The 20510-nt window shown below is 43.3% G+C and carries 16 protein-coding genes; 14 read left to right on the forward strand and 2 right to left on the reverse strand.

What is annotated here, in order from left to right; all coding sequences use genetic code 11:
* Positions 1 to 2870 (reverse strand): tandem-95 repeat protein (locus tag HW45_RS29650; RefSeq protein WP_038230522.1); only part of this gene is annotated, 2870 nt, incomplete at its 3' end.
* Between the two features lie 255 nt (positions 2871 to 3125).
* Between HW45_RS29650 and HW45_RS24560 the strand changes: the two genes are divergently transcribed.
* Genes HW45_RS24560 through HW45_RS24580 form a run of 5 tightly spaced genes read left to right on the forward strand, consistent with a single transcriptional unit; the run spans position 3126 to position 11868 of the window.
* Entirely contained in the window at positions 3126 to 4472 is a 1347-nt protein-coding gene (locus HW45_RS24560) for an HlyD family type I secretion periplasmic adaptor subunit (RefSeq protein WP_038230523.1), read from the forward strand.
* Between the two features lie 16 nt (positions 4473 to 4488).
* Positions 4489 to 6723, forward strand: coding sequence for a response regulator (locus tag HW45_RS24565; RefSeq protein ID WP_038230526.1), 2235 nt, complete (start codon positions 4489 to 4491; stop codon positions 6721 to 6723).
* The gene (locus HW45_RS24570) at positions 6698 to 8083 is read left to right on the forward strand and encodes a TolC family protein (RefSeq protein WP_038230527.1); all 1386 of its coding nucleotides are present in this window, start codon (positions 6698 to 6700) and stop codon (positions 8081 to 8083) included. Before HW45_RS24565 ends, HW45_RS24570 begins: the two co-directional genes overlap by 26 nt.
* Positions 8084 to 8125: 42 nt before the next feature.
* The gene (locus HW45_RS24575; protein ID WP_038230528.1) at positions 8126 to 9724 is read left to right on the forward strand and encodes an ABC transporter transmembrane domain-containing protein; all 1599 of its coding nucleotides are present in this window, start codon (positions 8126 to 8128) and stop codon (positions 9722 to 9724) included.
* Positions 9721 to 11868, forward strand: a complete 2148-nt coding sequence (locus HW45_RS24580) for an ATP-binding cassette domain-containing protein (RefSeq protein WP_038230531.1) — start codon at positions 9721 to 9723, stop codon at positions 11866 to 11868. The genes HW45_RS24575 and HW45_RS24580 overlap by 4 nt, the downstream gene beginning before the upstream one ends.
* 19 nt (positions 11869 to 11887) lie before the next feature.
* On the opposite strand, the gene HW45_RS24585 is transcribed toward HW45_RS24580, so the two are convergent.
* Positions 11888 to 12250 (reverse strand): hypothetical protein, encoded by a 363-nt coding sequence (locus HW45_RS24585; protein WP_038230532.1) that lies wholly within the window; start codon positions 12248 to 12250, stop codon positions 11888 to 11890.
* 259 nt (positions 12251 to 12509) lie between these two features.
* Between HW45_RS24585 and ccoN the strand changes: the two genes are divergently transcribed.
* From ccoN to HW45_RS24630, 9 genes are all read left to right on the forward strand, one after another.
* Positions 12510 to 13937, forward strand: a complete 1428-nt coding sequence (gene ccoN, locus HW45_RS24590; protein WP_006074498.1) for a cytochrome-c oxidase, cbb3-type subunit I — start codon at positions 12510 to 12512, stop codon at positions 13935 to 13937.
* A gap of 11 nt (positions 13938 to 13948) precedes the next feature.
* The gene (ccoO, locus tag HW45_RS24595) at positions 13949 to 14569 is read left to right on the forward strand and encodes a cytochrome-c oxidase, cbb3-type subunit II (RefSeq protein ID WP_038230534.1); all 621 of its coding nucleotides are present in this window, start codon (positions 13949 to 13951) and stop codon (positions 14567 to 14569) included.
* Between the two features lie 10 nt (positions 14570 to 14579).
* The gene (locus tag HW45_RS24600; RefSeq protein WP_006074494.1) at positions 14580 to 14753 is read left to right on the forward strand and encodes a cbb3-type cytochrome oxidase subunit 3; all 174 of its coding nucleotides are present in this window, start codon (positions 14580 to 14582) and stop codon (positions 14751 to 14753) included.
* Positions 14753 to 15727, forward strand: coding sequence for a cytochrome-c oxidase, cbb3-type subunit III (gene ccoP, locus HW45_RS24605; protein WP_006074493.1), 975 nt, complete (start codon positions 14753 to 14755; stop codon positions 15725 to 15727). Before HW45_RS24600 ends, ccoP begins: the two co-directional genes overlap by 1 nt.
* An 89-nt stretch (positions 15728 to 15816) precedes the next feature.
* Positions 15817 to 16296 (forward strand): FixH family protein, encoded by a 480-nt coding sequence (locus HW45_RS24610; RefSeq protein WP_038230536.1) that lies wholly within the window; start codon positions 15817 to 15819, stop codon positions 16294 to 16296.
* Between the two features lie 3 nt (positions 16297 to 16299).
* On the forward strand, positions 16300 to 18669 hold the full coding sequence (locus HW45_RS24615) for a heavy metal translocating P-type ATPase (RefSeq protein WP_038230538.1): 2370 nt from the start codon (positions 16300 to 16302) through the stop codon (positions 18667 to 18669).
* A 1-nt stretch (position 18670) separates the two neighbouring features.
* Complete coding sequence (gene ccoS / locus HW45_RS24620) at positions 18671 to 18850, forward strand: cbb3-type cytochrome oxidase assembly protein CcoS (RefSeq protein ID WP_038230540.1); 180 nt, start codon at positions 18671 to 18673, stop codon at positions 18848 to 18850.
* The gene (locus tag HW45_RS24625) at positions 18847 to 19521 is read left to right on the forward strand and encodes a sulfite exporter TauE/SafE family protein (RefSeq protein ID WP_038230542.1); all 675 of its coding nucleotides are present in this window, start codon (positions 18847 to 18849) and stop codon (positions 19519 to 19521) included. The genes ccoS and HW45_RS24625 overlap by 4 nt, the downstream gene beginning before the upstream one ends.
* A gap of 91 nt (positions 19522 to 19612) precedes the next feature.
* Positions 19613 to 20359 carry an FNR family transcription factor gene (locus tag HW45_RS24630; protein ID WP_006074485.1) on the forward strand — a complete coding sequence of 249 codons (747 nt, stop codon included), beginning with the start codon at positions 19613 to 19615 and terminating at the stop codon, positions 20357 to 20359.
* Positions 20360 to 20510: the final 151 nt, after the last annotated feature.

Below are 20510 nucleotides of genomic sequence, written 5' to 3' on the forward strand. Positions count from 1 at the left end.
ACGTCGAGTTGCGCTGGAGATACACCACCATTGCCATCGTCAACGGTATAGTTAATCTCGAACTCACCGTTAAAGTCTGCGTTGGGAGTGATGGTATATGTGCCATCACCGTTGTCGGTAATCACACCATTCGGCATGGTAATATCACTAATTGTGACATTGTCACTACCTTCTAAGCCATTGTCAGTGTTACCTTCATCGACGTTAAACAACGATGCAATATCAATTCCGTTGTCTGCGTTCGCCGCTTCTTCACTGGTCGGTAAGGTGAAGTTGTTCTGACCTCCTACTTCCTGACTTGGTACGACAATGCCATCTACGATATCGAACACATGCCAATGGTCACCACTGATGTTCTCTGGCAACTCCGGCGCGAAGGTTTGAACTAATGTATCTCCGACAAACACCTGAACTTGAACATTCTCAACCCCGTCCACATCCCAACTGCGATTACTGTAGTTATGCACCGAATAATGCATATTGGCATCTTGATAGTTAGGTATAGTAATAGTTTCTGGCCCGTGGCCATTGGTGTCATCAACATCCTGCTGAACCATACCATCGCCAAGTTGATGGTTCATATCGCGATAATAGATATGATCTAATTCTGCCCCAGTGTCGGTGTCGTAAAGCCACAAGTGATTGTCCATATCTCTTGGCGTTGCACCCCATGTCACTACGATTCGCATGTCGGTAGCTTCTAATACCTCACTTAGCGAAATAACGCCGCTATCGGTGGTTTCGCCGGCTGGAACGAGGAAGGTATTGGTAATAGCGCCCTCTTGCTCAATAGTGACATTACCTTGCTCAAATACATTGCCTGTCACTGTATATTGACCCTGGGCGTTGGTGACCGCAGTTGTTGAATTCCCTACGTCATCACTTAGCGTAACTTCTGCACCCACTACGGGCTGACCATTTTCAGCGTTGAGAACAGTACCGGACACGGTGGTCGATTCACCCTGCTCACCAATGACGGCAGTCATATCATCATTTTCGAGGTCGGTGGCAAATTGAAGCAATTCAGCTTGGGTCACGGTGTATGAACCGTCTTCTTCAATGGTAATGGGCACATCAGCTGAAATAATCGGTGCATCATTGACTGGGTCAACGGTGAGAGCAAGATTCCCAGCCACCGGTGTTGACCCATCACTAATATCGTAAGCAATATCAATTAAGCCATTGAAGTTCGCATCAGGTGTGATGGTGAAAGTACCATCACCATTATCTTGAATCGATGCATTAGCAGCCGACAGATTTGAAGCGGTGAGCTGGTCGCCATCAATGTCCGCGGCATTCGCAAGAAGCTGAGCTTGATTGACCGTAATACTGGTGTCTTCATCAACGTTGGCGGAGACATCGGAAGTGGTCGGTAAATCGTTCACAGGGTTAACCGTCAAAGTCCCTGCCGCTTGAATGGTTTCCAGTCCGTCAGAGACATCAAAGGCAAGGTTGAGGTCTCCGTTAAAGTTGGCATCAGGCGTAACGGTAAATGACCCATCTGGATTCTCACTAACGCTTGCATTACCGCCTACGGTTACATTGGTCGCCGTTAAGTCATCGCCATCAACATCATTGGCTTGTGATAATAGCTGATTTTGTGACAGTGTAATGTTTCCATCTTCATCCAGCGTATAAGCAATGTCACCGCTGACCGGAGCATCATTAACCGCAAGAACATTTACGTCAAACGTAGCTTCGACTTGTGCACCATCTTCATCGGCGATGACAATATCAAGCGTAACCGTTCCGTTAAAATTCTCATTAGGCGCAAAACTGCAGGTTCCATCGTTGTTGACGGTGAAGATGCCATCATTACCCGAATAGTTGACCTCGACCAAAGACACATCGCCTTCTACATCGAAAGCGCTAGAGAGCAACTGAGTTTCATTGAAGATTAATACATTGTCTTCATCAACGGTGTAAGACGCGGTACCAAAGACTGGGAGATCATTGACTGACTCCACTAGTACATCGATAGATGCCGTAGTTATTACTGTGCCATCGGATACACCATAACTTAATGAAATATTGCCATTAAAGTTTTCATTGGGAGCAAAAGTGTAACTTCCATTACCTAGTTGAGTCAGTACACCTTGGTCACCTTCATAAGTCACATTGTCGATGAAAAGCTCATCTCCATCTATGTCACTCGCACTGCTGAGTAAATCCGTATCAGTAAAAGTTAAAAGACCATCTTCCTGAATTTCATAATCCATACCACTGACAACAGCGGCATCATTTACGTTATCGACTTGGACTTCAAATGACGTTTCAGTTGTCTCGGAATCAAAGGTGTCATCTTGTTGCGATTGAACAAATTGTTCATCGCTTGAGACATTTACCTCAAATGTTTCTTCTGTTGTCTCGGTATCGCCGCTTTCTTCTTGAGCGGCTCGAGCCGAAGGCGACACGGATTGTTGTGCTTGTGTAACTGCATCACTTGGAGTGGAAGAACCACCAGCTTGAGCATCAGGTTGAGTTTGATCTCCACCTACCGCTTGCGCGCCCGCCCCGCTAGCCGCGCCATTATCAGCTTGCGGTTCTGACTCGCTAACGGTTGAATCTTGTGAATCGACAATATTTGATTGGCTGTCCTGCTGCTGTGCAGGTTCGTCATTTGCTGACTGTGCGGATTGTTCTGATGCAGTATTAGAATCATCTTGTTCTGCGCCTGCACTACTTGGGTTATCGCTTAGAGCTTGGTTTATTTCATCCGAAGCATCGGCATTATCTGCCCCAGTCGCAATGGTAGTGGCAATGGTATTTTGTTGATTTTGCTGTGCTTGCTGCTGGTCTGTATTGGTATCTACAGTAGATACTTGTTCCACAGCATCATTAAGTGGATTGTTTTCGTTGTTTGTCGCCATACCTGCCCCCAGAAGCACATTGCCTAATGTCAAGTAATCAACAAATTAGTAAATTAATTTTGGATTAGTAGGAAAGTTTAATCTGAGGCAATTAAACCAACTAGAAGGCCTAAGCGCTCATACCTAACATTTATCTTTGAAAATTATCTGGTTATATCCTTAGCTATTCTTCAAACGGTCTAGTTCATTCAATGAAATGAATCAGCATTAAGTCAACCTAGCCTTCTTGATGAGGTTTAAAGTAAAGGTGAGATCGTGAGCAAGAACAGTATTGAGAAACACATCAGAAATGCATTAATTCAAAACTCGTCAGTAAAAGGTGATGCGCATCTGGATGAAGTAAAGATTAAAAGCGCTATGACTCCAGTTCATAAAGCTCTGCTATTGACGTTTCTCGTATCTATGGTTTTGCTCGTAATAGCGTCACAAGCGCGAATAGATATTGTCGTTTCTTCTCGAGGAGAGTTGCTTCTCGACTCAGATATCGAACGTGTACAGCATCTTGAAGGTGGTATTCTTGATGAGTTATTGGTTAAGCCAGGAGACGTTGTTTACGAAGGTCAACCTATCGCTAAACTAAAGTCACTAGACCGGAATTCGTTACTGTCCACTAATGACTCAGAAGTCACTCAATTAGAAATGGATCGTCTGCGCTACCAAGGGTTGATCTCAGGTCAAGAGCCCAATTTTTCCGAGTTTAGTGACTTTCCAAAATTAGTCAGCCTCAACGTGCAAGCTTGGACGCAAGAAAACAGTAAAAATCAATCCAGTGAGACGCTTATTGAACATGACATAGAGCACAAGCGAAATCTTGTAGATTCTATGAAGCGCAGAAAACAGAGCTCCAACAATCAACTCAGGTTGATTCGCAAACAACTGGGGATTAAACAGACATTATACAAGGAAGAGATGGCCTCATATGTCGATGTCCTGAATATGCAAGTTCAGGAGTCGAATATGATTCGTGAAATTGAAAACCTCGACGAATCGATCATGAATGAGAAATTCCAACTAGAGCGCTTAGACAAGCAACTTGCAGATCTGGTTGCGAATCGAAACTCAGAGTACCAAGCACAGATTACTCAAATAGAAAAGGAGCTCAATATAAAGCGGATTCAACGGCCACAATTGTCGGATAAAGTTGACCGATTAGTTGTGTATGCGCCTGTAGATGGCGTTGTTGATAAAGTGCATTTCAATTTCCGTTCCGCAGTGATTCCGCCAGGTGAAAGCATTGCTGATATCGCACCGTTAAATAATCAGCTTCATGGCGAGGCAAAAATTCCAAGAAAAGAGATGGGATTTGTTGAAGTGGGTCAACAGGTAAAGCTTAAGTTTGATACTTACAACTTTTCTAAGTACGGTTTTCTTTCTGGAACCATTACCTCCATAAGTCGGTCCTCTTATGAAGAAGAAGAGTCAGAATATTATCTCGCTAAGATTCTGATTGACCACGACTATTTAGAGCGCTCTGGAACAAAGTACAGCCTGTCCCCTTATATGGAGTTCACTGCAGATATAAAAACCGGTGACCGCCGAGTAATCGAATATGCCATGAAGCCTGTCATGTCCGCGATTGACGACGCGTTTGACGAACGATAGCGGGAGTGAACTCAATATGAGACCAAGGCATCAAATTTATACCTTTCCAATCATTAAACTCGGCATTGCATCGTTGATGATCTTGTCTCTGTTCGGCATTTGGCTGACGATCCAGTTCTATTGGTCCCATCCTTCTAAACAGGACTTTGCCACTCCGTTAATTTCACAAAGTCGACTCTTAAACCAACAGTTAGAAACCACAATCTTAAACTTAGATACATGTATTAATGTTGGTCGTTGTGAGGATGTTAACTCAAGTTTAACCCATCTAATGAGTGTACTTTCTGAGTTTAAATCGCTGGCTTCAAGTGATAAGTCACACGTGAGTTTGGTCGGTGCTGTTGAGTACAGTCACTTAGAGCTTGCGAGTTTGAGATTTCAAGCGATAGACAATACTTCGCTAGATGACTATCAAAGACTTAGGGAAGCGCTTAGTAGGGATTATGTAGAGATACGTAATCGATTTGATGACCTCTTTTATGTTGAGCATCAGCAAGCTATTAACGAGCTTAGGTCTAGTATTGATAAACTTTTTCTGCTATTTCCGGTTATAGCATTAATCGCTATTTTTGTTGTATTAGGTGGATGGCATCGACTTAAGAAGACGGCAAGAAACAGACATTCTATCAATGAGAGTTTTCAGTCTCTCTCATCAAGGTTGGATTCTCTCGACTCCAAATCAATCGACGATATTTTGAATAGCGCGCACCTAGACCCTATCGAACGCAATATATACTCTAAACTGAGATTGGTATTTGAAAGGATGGATCAGCAACAAAAAGATGCGGATCTAAATCAACAACTTTACGGGTTAATCGGTTATGAAATACGGGGAATTACCAGTACGATCAAAGGCGGCATCCAGTATTTAGTTCAAGACTCAGAAGATGGTCGTGCGGTATTAGCACAAGATATTACCTCTGCTGCAGATACTTTGTCTGAACTCGCTGAGAATTACAACCGGCTGCTATCTCAAGGGAGAGATAAGGGTAATAGCCATTTCTCTTTTCTTAACACTCTGTCTGAATTGACCGTTCACCTCAAAAGTAAATTGCATCGAGAAGAGCGAGATATTGAATGTGATTTCAATACCAACCTTCCAAATACCATTGTCGGCCATCAAACTAGCCTTTTTTGGATTCTGTTCCTCAAACTTTCGAGCGCAGTACAAATTCAAAATGATAAGCAAGTCCTGTTTCAAGTTGAGATAAAAAGCTCAGATAACGTCGATCAAACACGAATGTCGTTGTCCGTTACCTTTCTTACTCACTTGAATGTTGAACGTAGCAAGATTGATTCACTTCATTGGTCAGAACGCAGTGATATAACCGCTTCTAATGATGAATGGACGGAATCTATTCTGAGTAATGTTAGCTATTTCGATTCTCGTTGGTATGAGTCGGGACAACAAAGACGTTATGTCATTGAATTTGATATGGAAGCTCAAAACTTCTTCACCTTCAAATCACAACGACTTATTAATCGACATTTTGTTCTTTGTAGCCAAGGTAAGCTCTCTTTAGACCTGTTGACTAACTTGCTTACCTCTCAGGGGGCTAAAGTGACACTATGTGAGGATCCTAATGACCTATTTAGAGTGTCGGCCAATAGCTCCAGCATTGATGCGATTCTCATTTCAGACACGATAGAAGGCATACAAATGGACGCGTTTGCCAAAACACTCAGTGCCCGATTAAAACAAAATGAGACCAAGTTGTTTCTCTTAGCACACCATGCTGAAGGCATGCAAAACGCGTTCGAGTATGTAGACAAAGTCTTCTTTACCCCTGCTCTCCCTTATGAGTTTATTCCTAACCTGACTGAGGCGTTGAACGCAGAGTCCGTTGAGGAGACTTTGGAAAATAGCTCATTCTTGATTGTTGAAGATGACAAAGTGCAACAATTTTTGCTCAAGAGAATTTTGATGAAACAAGAATATAAAGCCGACACGGTTGGGGATGGAACTGAAGCGGTAGATTGGGTCAAAGCTCAGCGCGCTGACATTATTTTTATGGACTGCATAATGCCAGGTATGGGAGGCATTGAAGCGACCAAGCTCATCAGAAAACATGAAAGTGATAATGGCTCTACAACACCTTCAACGATTATAGGGGCCACTGCACTTACCAGTGTTGCTGAGCACAAAGCGTGTATCGAAGCAGGTATGGACTATGTCATTAGCAAACCATACAAGAGTGATGAAATTATCAAGGTGATTAAGAAGTATGTGGCATTTCAGAAGCTTAATTAGCCTTTTAGTTGGCATGACCGTCACTATGACAGTGCATTCTGCAACCGTATTGGAAGCGGTAGAGATTGGGCTAAACAACAACGTATCTCTTATTGCCAGTCGTAAAGGTGTTGAAGAAAGTGCCTACGATATTGACGTGAGTCGCTCCAGTTTCTTACCAACGATCTCTGCGGATGTAAAAACGACCTGGAACTCTAATACGACTCGTTTAAGCGGTGTCAGTGATACCAATGCAAGCTACAACGATCATGGTTATGGTCTGTCTCTGACTCAGAGTCTGTTTAATCTTCGCGATATCTATGAATATGGAACCAGCAAACTGGATTTCAGCATTGAAGAAGTAAAAAACGAGGCAAAAACCCAAGAAGTCATTCAACAAATTACTGAGCAGTATTTCGAGTTCTTAAAAAACGGCGCAAAAATCCGAGCGACGAAAGCTGAACTCGATTCGTCGATGGCTCGCCTCAAGCAGATGAATCGAAATGTGTCTCTTGGTAATGTCGCAGCAAGTGAAGTTTATGAGGTGGTAGCGCAAAAGGAAGGCATTGTTAACCGGCTAAGAAGTTTACAGAAAGACAAAGACGTTATCTTAAACCGTCTTGCCTTGTTAACCCAGTATCCGGTAATTCCCTCTCAGGATTTAAAAGGTCAAGTACTGCTTAGTGAAATCCCGTTAGATCAACAACAAGACTTGTTAGGACAAGCGATGAAGTTTAACAACGATATCATCTTGTCCCAAAAAACCGTGGAGCGAAGTTATCGTACATTAAAGGAAACGGGCTCGAATTTTGCGCCTAATCTATCGGCAAACGCAAGTTACCGACATAACGATACGAATAACTTCGACCTGTCGACTAATCCGAACTCAACCGGGATATCGGATGATAAATCTGTTGGGCTTGTGCTTTCTGTGCCTATAACCTCTGGTGGTTCAGACTATTACTCCTACCAAAAAAACAAAAAGACGATTGAACGTAATGAACTGCTATTAACAGACAGTCAAAACACAGTTCGCAATGATGTGGAAACATCTATTCTCAACTTGAATGACTTTTCCCAGTCGGTTTTTACCTATGAGACCATCATTAAGGCTAACTACTCCTCATATAAAGGTATTAAACGCGCCCATAGTTTAGGTACGCGAACAATCACAGACCTACTCTCTGCCGAAAGTAAGTTGTTTAACAGTATTAGAGATTACGAGAGTGCTAAATATAACTATGTCATCGAGTCTATCAAGCTCGACCGCCTCGTAGGTAACTTGTCGCCTCTAACCATTGAAAAAATCATGCAGATGATGGATGAAGCCTCCAGCATTCGCTATCAAGACGTTATCCCAGAGCATTTAAAAGACAACTAGCCAGAGTTGATGGCCAGCGACTTATGAAAGTGAGAACTTAGAATGGACACAGCGTACTTCTCTCAGAAAATATCTTGGATGGATAAACTTTATCTAACCTTCTCGACGATAATGTCGACGCTTTTTGCGCTAGTCTTGCCATTTTCAATCTTGATCATTTTTGACCGAGTATTGCCAAATCAAGCAACGGATACGCTGTTTGCTCTTTTCGCCATTATTCTTGTGGCTATCTATTTAGATTACTTGCTTCGTATGCAAGAAGAAGTCATTACCGCTTCTTTGATGAAGAGTTTCGAACAGCGGCTTACCAACAAAGTGTTTAGAGCCGTATGTCTGGCTCAAATCCCCGAGTTTAGTCGCTTGGAATCCGGACAGTATTTGGAGCGCATTGCGGCGATTCCAGAGTTAAAGAATTTTTTCGGTGGTGAAGTTGTTCGTGCACTGATCAATTCGGCTGTTAGCGTGATTACCATGGTGGTTATCACCATCATTAACTTATGGGCTGGAATTGCGCTCTTTGTGGCTTCTCTAGTCCTAGCTATCGCCGCATTTCGCATTTCAAATCGTAAAGCTTCTGCCCAGCAAACCAAATCAGAGATTGAAGGACTGACTAACTCAAAAATCATTGAGATCGTATCAAGCCCGTTAGATAACAAGAGTCGAACCATGGAATATCGGCTTGAAAGTTTAATGACCGATATGATTAAAACACGTGAGAAAAAGAGCATTGAGTACGAAAACCTCGAATCGCACTTCAATCTAATCTTGACCTTGATTCAACAACTATCGATAGCCGTCGTAGTGGTGTTGCTTGCAGTATCCGTCATTAACTTAGAGGCAACACAAGGCGTGATGGCTGCCATCATTATGCTTACCAACCGTTATTTCTCACCCTATCAGCAAGTAATGAGGACTATTGGACGTTGGAAGCTAAATAGAGTGCAGATCATTGAGATATCGGAAATCTTAGCCTTAGAACATTTTGAAAAATCACATGAAGTTCATGCGATTAATAGTTTTGATGACATTACGATTCAACTCGATGAAAAACAGCGAATCATTATCAATCGTGGAGAGCCAATCCTACTTCAGGGTCCTTCGGGTTCAGGTAAAAGTCATTTAACTCGAAGTCTAACTTGCGATAACGAATGCGGCGATACAGTGATTCGTATCGGTGATTCATTGTTGTCCGAGCTACCTTACCATTCATGGCGCGAACAAGTTCACCGAATCGATCGTAACAGTGGTTTCGTTGAAGGCTCAATCATAGATAACTTAACCTGCTTTAGACCTATGTTAAACGGTGCCGCGTTTACTTTGTGCAAAGGACTTGCAGTTAAAAACGAAATCGATGCCTTAGAGCAAGGGTTCTATACCCAACTGAAGGGAAATAAAACTATCCCACTATCTAGGCAAGTGCAATATGCCTTGCTGATCATTCGCGCCATGCTTAGTCAGAAGAAATTGGTGATTCTTGACGATATCGATACGGTTTTCGACCCAGACTTTGCACAGCGAGTCGTGTCTATGCTCGTTCCAAAGTCTTCTGGTCAGTTTCTTATTATCGTAAGTAATAAAATCCGACCGGAATCGTATGGGTTAAAGTCGATCAAACTTTCTAAAGAGAGAGCTCACTTATGACGATACTGGTCGATTTTAATAATGTTGCCCAACGACTAAAGGATTTTGAAGCTGAAGGGTTTGAATTCAGATATCAAGAATCCCCGTTGTTACGTGGCCTTGCTTACACATTGATTTCTTTAGAATGGGAAGGCACACCAAGTATTTTATCCGATGCCTTTACCCCCGGTGATAACGACCAACATGGCTTTGAATTAACACTCTCAAGGCTTGGTTATCAGTGCCGAACGACTGAGTTTAAGCGTGCCGTCGTCGAGGATCTCAAAGCGGCTAGACTTCCTTGCTTCATAGAATTAGATAAGTTATCAGCGGTCTTGCTTGAAGTGGAAGGCAATAATGCGGTGTTATTCGATTATCGCAACAACAATACGATCTCAATTCCTATAGATGGTTTGAACTTCTCTTTAACCGTTATCTCAGAATACTCGAAGTTATTCCGAGAGCCACCTCCTGAGTCTCAAGATAAAAGCAACTGGGTGAAATACACCTTCTATCGCTACAATAATGAATTTAAGAGCTTAGTGTTCCTCTCATTGATCATTAATATTCTCAGCGCATTGCAGCCATTCTTTATTATGGGTGTTTATAATTTCGCACTCTCTTCCGGTTCTGTGTCTACCCTGTATTGGCTGACAGTGTTTGCCATATTTCTCGCAATGGCCGAGTTCTTATTTCGACGTGTTCGTATGCGTGTTCTTTCAACATCAGGACAAGATTTAGCAGTCCATATCTCTAGAAATGTCATCGCCAAACTGCTTTGGCTGCCTTATTCAATGACTTCCAGTGCTGGGGTATCATCCCAATTAGCGAGACTGCGCGATATTGACCAATTCAGGAAGCTAGTTACCGCGGAGTCTACGTTGAGTTATTTCGACTTGCCCTTTGTTGCGCTATTTATTCTCGCTATCACTATTCTATCTGGCTCGGCTGCATTGACTGTCATCGCGGGCATCTTTGTAATGATCGTATTCTGTTTGTACGCTCGCTATATCTACACTCAAGCAACGTCACAAAGTTCGCGTGCAAACGCGATGGTGTCATATCAATGGAATGAAATCCTTAGAGGTATTACTACCCTACAAGGACTACCTTTGTTACGAGTTATTCAATCTAGGTTCAGAGCCGCACATGAGCAAAGCTCCAACGACGCTGCATTTGTCGCCAAGGTAAATGCTAAAATCCAAGCTATTGGTGGCGGCTTAATCCAAGCCGTTGGCACGGCAGCAATTGTTACCGCGGTCATAGGGGTAATTGACGGCACAGCAAGTGCTGGCGCAATGCTAGCAACCGTTATCTTAGTCTGGAAAGCTCTAGGGCCAATTATGGGGATCTACAACTCTTTGGCTAAATTCAAAACTATTCAATCTTCCACTGCACAGATTAATGCCTTGATGTCACTTGATGATGATAAAACGTCGATTGAGAAAAGCCCTCCAATTAGACAGTTTAATGGTGAAGTGGCGGTGAGCGGCTTGGTTCATCGCTATCAAGGTGCGACGACGGGTCTAACGAACTTGAGCCTACATATTACCCCTGGGAGCAAAGTTGCAATCTCAGGACCAGCAGGTTGTGGTAAGACGACCTTGTTGACTCTTATTGCTGGCTTAGAGCCTAGATATCAAGGCAGTGTGCTACTGGACGGTTATAATATTAAACAGTTTAACAACTATCGATATAGAAAAGGCATTAGCTATATTCCATTTGACCTCCATCTTTATGAAGGTTCACTGGAATCGAATTACATCCTGCATAATGGCGTAATTTCAAAAGAACAAATGATGAGATCCTTTACTTTGCTCGGGCTAGAGAAATTCTTTGAGCAAGGCCTAGAGACACATATAAATACAGAGAAGCTTGCTCATCTACCTTCTGGATTGCTACAAAGGTTGAGGTTGGCCATAGGGCTCGCAGATATGAGTCAAAAGATCATTCTGATTGATGAGCCCCTGATAGGCGTTGAAATTGAACATGCGACTTATATTAATCAGCTGTTCGCCGGTGTATTAAGAGACAAAACTGTCATCTATACAACCGTAGCGCCTACATTAATTTCTAGCGCAACACATTGCTTACTTTTGGATAAAGATGGCTCTCAGAAATACTTCGGTACGCCTGACAAAGTAATGAACGCAATGGGAACTTAAAATCTCTACTACACAATTTCTATCTTGGCAGAATATCTACCTTAACAGAATTGTCACTATCGTCTGAGATCACGAATGTTACCGGCATTTCATCTTTACTTATGTTCATAGTGGCGGTCACATTTAACGCAGAACCGTCACTTTTTGAGCCCTTAATCGTTAAATCTTCTGATTTTGTGACCGCGAGCGTGTTTGTTGAATCTTGATACAGAAAACGGACATTTTTGTCTTGAAATTTGACCTCACATGGTTGTGAAGATTGACAAACAATCTCGCTAGACTCCTTATGGCTAATGGTTCTGTATGTAAATGCTGCAATTAGCACCACCATCATGATGATAATTTGAACAAGCCTACCTTTTGTTAACTTCTGTGCTGGCATATTTACGTGTTCTCCGTGTAACAAACTTCAAAGTTTTGAAATAAATGGTCAAAAACCCGACCAACCATAAGGTTACTACCCTGTTTTTGATTTGTTAATTGAAGTATTATTGTTGGCTGAAAATGCTACTTTTTGTTAAATCCCGAAAGCTGAGTAACGTTTTGATTAGGCGTTAGTTCTTCTGAAGGGTTGGGTAGCATTACGACATGTGTCGTGTTGGAAGTAAAGTGTAGTTAATTAGAAAATTGGAAGCATGTTAATGAGCCAAGAAAAGCAGCTTGAACAAGTCTACAACTATACCGTCGTACGCCAGTTCACTTTAGTGACGATTCTTTGGGGTATTGTTGGTATGGCAGTAGGTGTTTTGATTGCCGCTCAATTAGTTTGGCCACAGCTCAACTTTGATACGCCGTGGTTGACGTACAGTCGTTTACGTCCTTTGCATACTAATGCGGTAATCTTTGCGTTTGGTACCAGTGCTCTGTTTGCAACGTCTTATTATGTTGTGCAGCGTACGTGTCAAACGAGATTATTTGGGGGCCCTCTTGTCGCATTCACCTTTTGGGGATGGCAAGCAATTATTTTAGCCGCTGCAATTACTTTACCGTTGGGTTTCACCTCTGGTAAAGAATATGCAGAATTAGAATGGCCAATCGATATCGCTATTGCAGTGGTATGGGTATCTTACGCGATTGTGTTCTTTGGAACACTTATCAAGCGAAAGACATCGCATATCTACGTAGCGAACTGGTTCTTTGGAGCGTTCATCATTACCGTCGCGGTACTTCATATCGTGAACAGTATGGCAATTCCAGTATCAATGGGTAAATCTTACTCTGTGTACTCTGGTGCCGTCGATGCGATGGTTCAATGGTGGTATGGTCACAACGCGGTAGGTTTCCTTCTTACGGCAGGTTTCTTGGGTATGATGTACTACTTCGTACCAAAGCAAGCTGAACGTCCTGTTTACTCTTACCGTCTATCGATCGTTCACTTCTGGGCGCTTGTTTCTCTGTATATCTGGGCTGGTCCTCACCACCTACACTATACAGCTCTACCTGACTGGACTCAGTCTTTGGGTATGGTGATGTCTTTGGTTCTATTCGCGCCTTCATGGGGTGGTATGATCAACGGTATCATGACGCTGTCTGGTGCTTGGCATAAGCTGCGTTACGACCCAATTCTTCGTTTCTTGATCGTTTCTCTATCGTTCTACGGTATGTCAACGTTCGAAGGCCCGATGATGTCTATTAAGACAGTTAACGCATTGTCTCACTACACAGACTGGACTATCGGTCACGTACACTCTGGTGCTCTAGGTTGGGTTGCGATGGTATCTATCGGTTCGGTATACCACCTAATCCCTCGCCTATTCGGCCAAGAGCGCATGTACTCTGTAGGTCTTATTAATGCTCACTTCTGGTTGGCTACAATTGGTACGGTGCTCTACATCGTAGCAATGTGGATCTCCGGTGTAATGCAAGGTCTGATGTGGCGTGCAGTTAACTCAGACGGTACGCTGACTTACAGCTTCGTAGAATCTGTACAAGCGTCTTACCCATTCTATACCGTTCGTTTCATCGGTGGTTTCATCTTCCTGGCAGGTATGTTCCTAATGGCATACAACGCTTATAAGACAATCACTGCAACGAAAGGTAGCTTGAAAGCTATCCCTCAACCGGCTTAAGGAGATTAAAAATGAGCTCAAACTCTAACAATCGCCATGAAGTCGTTGAACGTAACGTTGGCTTACTGGCTATCCTAATCGTATTCGCAATCAGCTTGGGCGCACTTGTTGAAATCACACCACTGATTTTCCAAAAGCAAACGACTGAACCTGTGAAAAACCTACGTGCGTACAGTGCACTAGAAATGGAAGGTCGCGATATCTATATTCGTGAAGGTTGTAACGTTTGTCACAGCCAAATGATTCGCCCATTCCGTTCAGAGACTGAGCGTTACGGTCACTACTCTGTCGCTGGTGAAAGCGTTTGGGAACACCCATTCCTATGGGGCTCTAAGCGTACTGGCCCAGATCTAGCTCGTGTTGGTGGACGTTACTCAGATGAGTGGCATCGTGTTCACCTAATTGATCCTCGTGAATTGGTTCCAGAATCAAACATGCCAGGCTTCCCTTGGCTTGAGGAAAACGTACTGGATGGCAAACTGACGCAGAAGAAACTTAAGATCTTCCGCAATCAATTTGGTGTTCCATACACGGACGAGCAAATCGCAAATGCATCTAAAGACGTAGAAGGTAAAACAGAGATGGACGCCATCATTGCTTATCTTCAATCTTTAGGCCATGCGATGAAATAAGGAGGGGCTTATGGATATCGGTACTATTCACAGTATTTGGACCATAGTTTTGTTCGCAAGCTTTATCGGTGTTGTGTGGTGGGCTTTTGGTAAAAGCCGTAAATCACGATTCGAAGAAGATGCAAACCTAGTATTCGCTGACGAACAAAAACCCACCTCCGAAGAAAAAGGAGTGACTAAGTAATGACTACATTCTGGAGTCTATGGATTATTGTCATCACTGTCGGCACGTTGCTTGGTTGTGCAGCTATCCTATATTGGTGTGTTCGCGACAAAATGGGTGTCGAAGAAGGCGAAGATATGGGACACGAGTACGATGGTATTCGTGAACTAAACAACCCACTGCCTAAGTGGTGGACTTATTTGTTCGTTGGTACGTTCGTATTTGCAGCAATCTACCTTGCCCTATATCCGGGTCTAGGTAGCTATAAAGGCCTTCTAGGCTGGCAAAGTTCGGACCAAACAGTACGTTCGATTGAAGAGTCAAAGGCATCGATTGCCGCTGCACAGAGCAACAAGTCTCTTGTACAGTATGCAAAAGAGCTAGATGACGCAGAAACTCACTTTGGTGAGGCATTCAACCGTTTAGCGAAGTCTTCGGATGGTGCGTTGCGCCCTATCCCAGAAATCGCAGCAGACAGTGAAGCAATCAAAGTAGGACAACGTTTGTTCCTACAAAACTGCTCTCAATGTCACGGCTCAGATGCGCGTGGTCAAACTGGCTTCCCTAATCTAACGGACGATGCGTGGCTATATGGTGGTGAACCAGAAGCTATCGTAACTACTGTTATGCAAGGTCGTATCGGTCAAATGCCAGCGTGGAAAGACGCGTTGGGCGAAGATGGCGTTCGTGAAGTAGTCAGCTACACACTAAGCCTATCAGGTCGTAAAGTTAACGCACGTGAAGCAGAAGCAGGCAAAGCTCGTTTTGTAGTCTGTGCTGCGTGTCACGGTACAGACGGTAAAGGTAACCCTGCTGTAGGTGCTCCTGATCTGACTGACCAAGTTTGGCTATTTGGCGACTCTCGTGCTGCTGTGACTGAAACAGTCATGAATGGTCGTTCTGGTGTTATGCCAGCATGGAAAGACATTCTAGGTGAAGAAAAAGTACAGCTGGTTTCAGCGTACGTTTGGAGCCTAAGTAATTCCGACAAATAAGTAACATTTCAATAACAGCCCCTTGTAAGGGGCTGTCTTTTCTAGATAAATTATAATTTCTTTCTTAGTTAGCTGTTGAGAACTTTTTTATGGTAAAGCCTTGGTATAAACAATTCTGGCCGTGGTTTCTAATCGCGTTGCCGCTTATCGTTGTGATTGCAACTGTCTACAGAATTTCACTGTTATTAGACAACAAAGTCAATCTGGTTGCCGAGGATTACTATAAAAAAGGCAAGGGAATTAACGTTGATCTAACCAAGATTAATGTCGCTAAAGAATTAGGGCTGAATGCTACAGTTTCGTCTGCTGGAGACACTATTCGGATTACGCTTCAGAAAGGTCAACTGCCCCACTTTCCGGCTCTCACTGCCACTTTTACTCACCGTACTCTGCCGGATAGAGACTTCGAAAAACTCTTAACTGCCGACGCTAAAGGCACTTATCGCCTTGTATTGGACCATGATGTGCAAGGGCCTTGGTTCGTTGAACTACAGCCACATGACCAAGCGTGGATGGTTCAAGGTCGAGTAACTTTTCCAACTGAAACTGATGTAGTGTTGTTAGATTAGATTATGTGTAAGACGTGTTATCACTGCGGTGAAGATGTACCAGCCAACACGAACTTCAGCGTAGAAATATTAGGTGCAGAACGGGACATGTGTTGTCCCGGCTGTGAAAGCGTGGCTCAAACCATCGTGGATAGCGGATTAGTCTCCTACTATCAATATCGAACAGCACCGGCAGAGAAAGCCGATCTCGTCCCAGAACAATTGCGGTCGCTAATTCATTATGACAATGAAGATGTACAAGCTGAATTTGTACGGAACAACGAAGACACCAAAGAGGTGACATTGTCACTTGACGGTGTATCCTGCGCGGCTTGTGCGTGGTTAATAGAAAAACGTATGGCTGTCGAGCCTGGTGTGCTGTCTATTCGCGTTAATACAACCACCAACCGGGCTCTGCTTAAGTGGGACAAAACCAAAACACAACTCAGCCAACTGCTCTCTTCTATCCATTCTTTAGGCTACAAAGCAGCACCTTTTGAGGCCGATAAACAAGAGGCTGCTTACCACGCTACCATGAAGCAGTATCTATATCGTCTGGGTATTGCTGGCCTCGCCACCATGCAAGTTATGATGCTTGCAGTGGCATTGTATCTAGAGGTGTTTGGTGATTTAGAACCGGAGTTTAAAAACTATTTCCGATGGGTCAGTTTGATATTCGCAACGCCTGTTCTTCTATATTCCGCCCTACCTTTTTATATCAATGCTTGGAGAAGTATTAAGGGCCGAACACTAGGGATGGATGTTCCTGTCTCCATCGCTCTCATTCTGGCTTACGTGGCCAGTTTAGTTGCTACCGTTGCTGAAAAAGGAGAAGTGTTCTTTGAATCGATCTCCATGTTCACCTTCTTCTTGCTCGTTGGACGGTACCTAGAAATGCGCGCTCGCCGTAAGGCAGCTGCAGCAAGCGGCAACCTGCTTAAGCTTGTCCCTGCGATAGCCAACAAATTAGATGGTGACCAAGTACCGGTAAAATCGCTACAAATCGGTGACCAAATCAAAGTACTACCAGGTGAACATATCCCAGCAGATGGGGTCGTGCTCAGTGGTCGTATTCATATCGATGAATCTATGCTGACCGGTGAATCTCTACCTGTCGTTAAAAGCAAAGACGACTTTGTGTATGCAGGTACGTTGAATGGCGATGAAGCTTTCGACTTGGAAGTGCGCTCGACCAAAGCTGACTCCATGATCTCAAGTATTGTGAGGTTGCAAGATGAAGCGCAGCTAACTAAGCCCAAGATAGCTGAAATTGCCGATATCGTTGCACGCTATTTTGTGGCAATTATATTAATTATCGCTGCAGGAACATGGTTCTATTGGCATCAGACTAAGCCGGACGACGCATTCTGGATCATGTTGTCTGTTCTTGTTGCAACCTGCCCTTGTGCGCTTTCGTTGGCAACTCCTACAGCGATTACTTGTTCGAGTTCAAGAATGGGCACTCTTGGTATTTTGTCTCGTAGAGGTCATGTCTTTGAGACCTTATGTAAGGTAAATCATCTTGTTGTCGATAAAACGGGAACGTTGACACATGGCGACATCGAAATTGCTAAAACCAATTTGTTTGGTGATTTATCAGAGCAGCAAGCGTTGGAGTTAGCAGCCGCTCTTGAAAGTCATGCCAACCATCCTATTGCTCGCGCGTTTAAACCACACTTAAACCGTGAATTAGCGGTGAACAGCGTCGAAAACGTTATCGGTTCTGGGCTGACGGGGTATTTCGGTGATTCCTTAGTAAAAATTGGCAATGCTTCTTTTGTACTTGGTAGAACCGATAATGCTCGTAACAGCGTATATATGTCTATCAATGGTGAACATGTAGCGACATTTATATACCGAGACCCGATTCGAAAAGAAGCGGCTGAGTTTATTGATAAGATGCGTGCGGCAGGTGTAAAAACCACATTATTAACTGGCGATACGATGGCAAATGCCGAAGTAGTCGCAAAAGAAGTGGGCATAGATGACGTAGTCGCCAGCGCTTCACCAAGTGATAAGCTGGACTATCTTAAATCTTTGGGTAGTAACGATGTATCTATGATGATCGGCGATGGTATTAATGATGCACCAACTCTGGCGGGCGCTCACCTTTCTATTGCTATGGGTGGCGGTACGGACGTTGCTAAAGCATCGGCAGATCTAGTCTTACTAGGAGACCGACTTGATAAGATCTTAACTGCTCGAGAGTTAGCAATAAGAACAAGAAAGATTATTAGAGAGAACCTAGCTTGGTCTTTAGGGTATAATCTTCTCATCCTACCTCTCGCGGTTGCAGGTCTTGTCGCGCCTTACATCGCAGTAGTAGGAATGTCAGCGAGTTCTATCATCGTTGTTTCAAACTCGCTGCGCTTACTCAAAGAAGAAGGTAAGTAACATGGAAAGCATCTATATATTGATCCCAATTGCTATTGTCTTAGTTTGTGTCGCAGTTGGTATCTTCCTATGGGCAGTAAAGAGTGAGCAGTTTGAAGATCTTGAAAGACAAGGTCACAATATTCTGTTTGATGAAGATGTAGAGCAGAAAAAGGATACCAAGAAGGGTTCAAAAGAGTGACATTGGATCTATTAGGCGCCTTTACTATCGGCTTACTCGGCGCCGGCCACTGCATGGGAATGTGTGGTGGCATAGCCTCCCTCCTTTCTATAGGACAACCGAATAAAACCCCTACCACTCTTATCGTCAATTACAATCTTGGCCGTTTGATCAGTTACGCATTGATCGGTAGTGTTGTAGGAGGAACGATTGCAGGGATTGCGTCGCTTTCCCATTTTAATCATGCACTTGCTATTTTGCGCATCATTGCAGCCGCCTTTATGGTGTTGCTTGCCTTCTACGTAGGGCGTTGGTGGAATGGCTTGTTAATTGTTGAAAAGCTGGGTCAGTCGTTATGGAAACGAATTTCACCTTTCGCAAACCAATTACTTCCTTTAAAGCACAGCAGCTATGCTATCCCCTTTGGTTTTCTTTGGGGCTGGTTGCCTTGTGGGCTCGTTTATTCAACATTAACGTGGGCAGCGGTTTCTGGAAGCGCATTGGGCGGCGCCGCCACAATGTTAGCGTTTGGACTAGGTACACTGCCAGCGATGTTACTTGTTGGAACGAGCGCAACAAAATTAAAAAAACTGCAAAATTCGCTCATATTCCGTAATATCGCAGCGATTTCTATACTTGTATATGGCCTGTATACAGGTTATGAATCGGTGATGATTTTTAACGCAAACTAATAGATGATTGTTTTATCATTGATTTTTTAGCTACCCTTAAGGGGTAATGAATGATAAAATCTTGATGTACATCAAATAGTGAAAGGTTGTTATGATTTCTGAAAAACCTGTAGCAAAACGTATTCAGTCCGGTGGCTGTGCCATCCATTGTCAAGATTGTAGTATTAGTCAGCTGTGTATCCCCTTTACTTTGAATGAATCTGAGCTCGATCAACTCGACCAAATCATTGAACGTAAAAAGCCAATTCAAAAAGGCCAAGAGCTTTTTAAAGCGGGTGATGAACTTAAGTCTCTCTATGCTATTCGCTCTGGCACAATCAAGAGCTACACCATCACAGAACAAGGTGACGAGCAAATTACAGCATTCCACCTTGCTGGTGATCTTGTAGGTTTTGATGCAATTACGGGTGATGAACACCCTAGCTTTGCACAAGCACTTGAAACATCAATGGTTTGCGAGATTCCTTACGAAATTCTAGATGATTTGTCAGGAAAAATGCCTAAGCTTCGTCAACAAATTATGCGTTTGATGTCGAACGAGATTAAAGGCGACCAAGAAATGATTCTACTGCTTTCTAAAAAGAACGCAGAGGAGCGTTTAGCCGCTTTCTTGTATAATTTGTCGACACGTTTTTCTCAACGAGGCTTTAGCCCTAGAGAATTCCGTCTCACTATGACTCGTGGTGACATTGGTAACTACCTTGGTCTGACTGTCGAAACAATCAGTCGCCTATTGGGTCGCTTCCAAAAATCTGAAGTATTAAGTGTAAAAGGTAAATACATTACCATTATCGATCACGATGCTTTGATGGAAATGGCTGGCGTTACCAAAGAGTAAACTGACGCTTTTATCAGAACTCTACAACCTTTCAAAAAGTGGCTCTATGATGAGCCACTTCAAATTTCTACCTACCTGTTCTCCAATTTTTCTAAAAAAATTCATAGATTTGCGCTAAAGTTAATTTAGGTTATAGCCCAAATAGGTAGGG

The sequence above is a fragment of the Vibrio sp. ER1A genome (assembly GCF_000733315.1).
GTDB classification, from domain to species: Bacteria; Pseudomonadota; Gammaproteobacteria; order Enterobacterales; family Vibrionaceae; genus Vibrio; species Vibrio mediterranei.

Coding starts and splice junctions, on each gene's coding strand:
- HW45_RS24565 (WP_038230526.1), top strand. CDS start 4,489: ATGAGACCAAGGCATCAAATTTATACCTTTCCAATCATTAAACTCGGC.
- HW45_RS24570 (WP_038230527.1), top strand. CDS start 6,698: ATGTGGCATTTCAGAAGCTTAATTAGCCTTTTAGTTGGCATGACCGTC.
- HW45_RS24575 (WP_038230528.1), top strand. CDS start 8,126: ATGGACACAGCGTACTTCTCTCAGAAAATATCTTGGATGGATAAACTT.
- HW45_RS24580 (WP_038230531.1), top strand. CDS start 9,721: ATGACGATACTGGTCGATTTTAATAATGTTGCCCAACGACTAAAGGAT.
- HW45_RS24585 (WP_038230532.1), bottom strand. CDS start 12,250: ATGCCAGCACAGAAGTTAACAAAAGGTAGGCTTGTTCAAATTATCATC.
- ccoN (WP_006074498.1), top strand. CDS start 12,510: ATGAGCCAAGAAAAGCAGCTTGAACAAGTCTACAACTATACCGTCGTA.
- ccoO (WP_038230534.1), top strand. CDS start 13,949: ATGAGCTCAAACTCTAACAATCGCCATGAAGTCGTTGAACGTAACGTT.
- HW45_RS24600 (WP_006074494.1), top strand. CDS start 14,580: ATGGATATCGGTACTATTCACAGTATTTGGACCATAGTTTTGTTCGCA.
- ccoP (WP_006074493.1), top strand. CDS start 14,753: ATGACTACATTCTGGAGTCTATGGATTATTGTCATCACTGTCGGCACG.
- HW45_RS24610 (WP_038230536.1), top strand. CDS start 15,817: ATGGTAAAGCCTTGGTATAAACAATTCTGGCCGTGGTTTCTAATCGCG.
- HW45_RS24615 (WP_038230538.1), top strand. CDS start 16,300: ATGTGTAAGACGTGTTATCACTGCGGTGAAGATGTACCAGCCAACACG.
- ccoS (WP_038230540.1), top strand. CDS start 18,671: ATGGAAAGCATCTATATATTGATCCCAATTGCTATTGTCTTAGTTTGT.
- HW45_RS24630 (WP_006074485.1), top strand. CDS start 19,613: ATGATTTCTGAAAAACCTGTAGCAAAACGTATTCAGTCCGGTGGCTGT.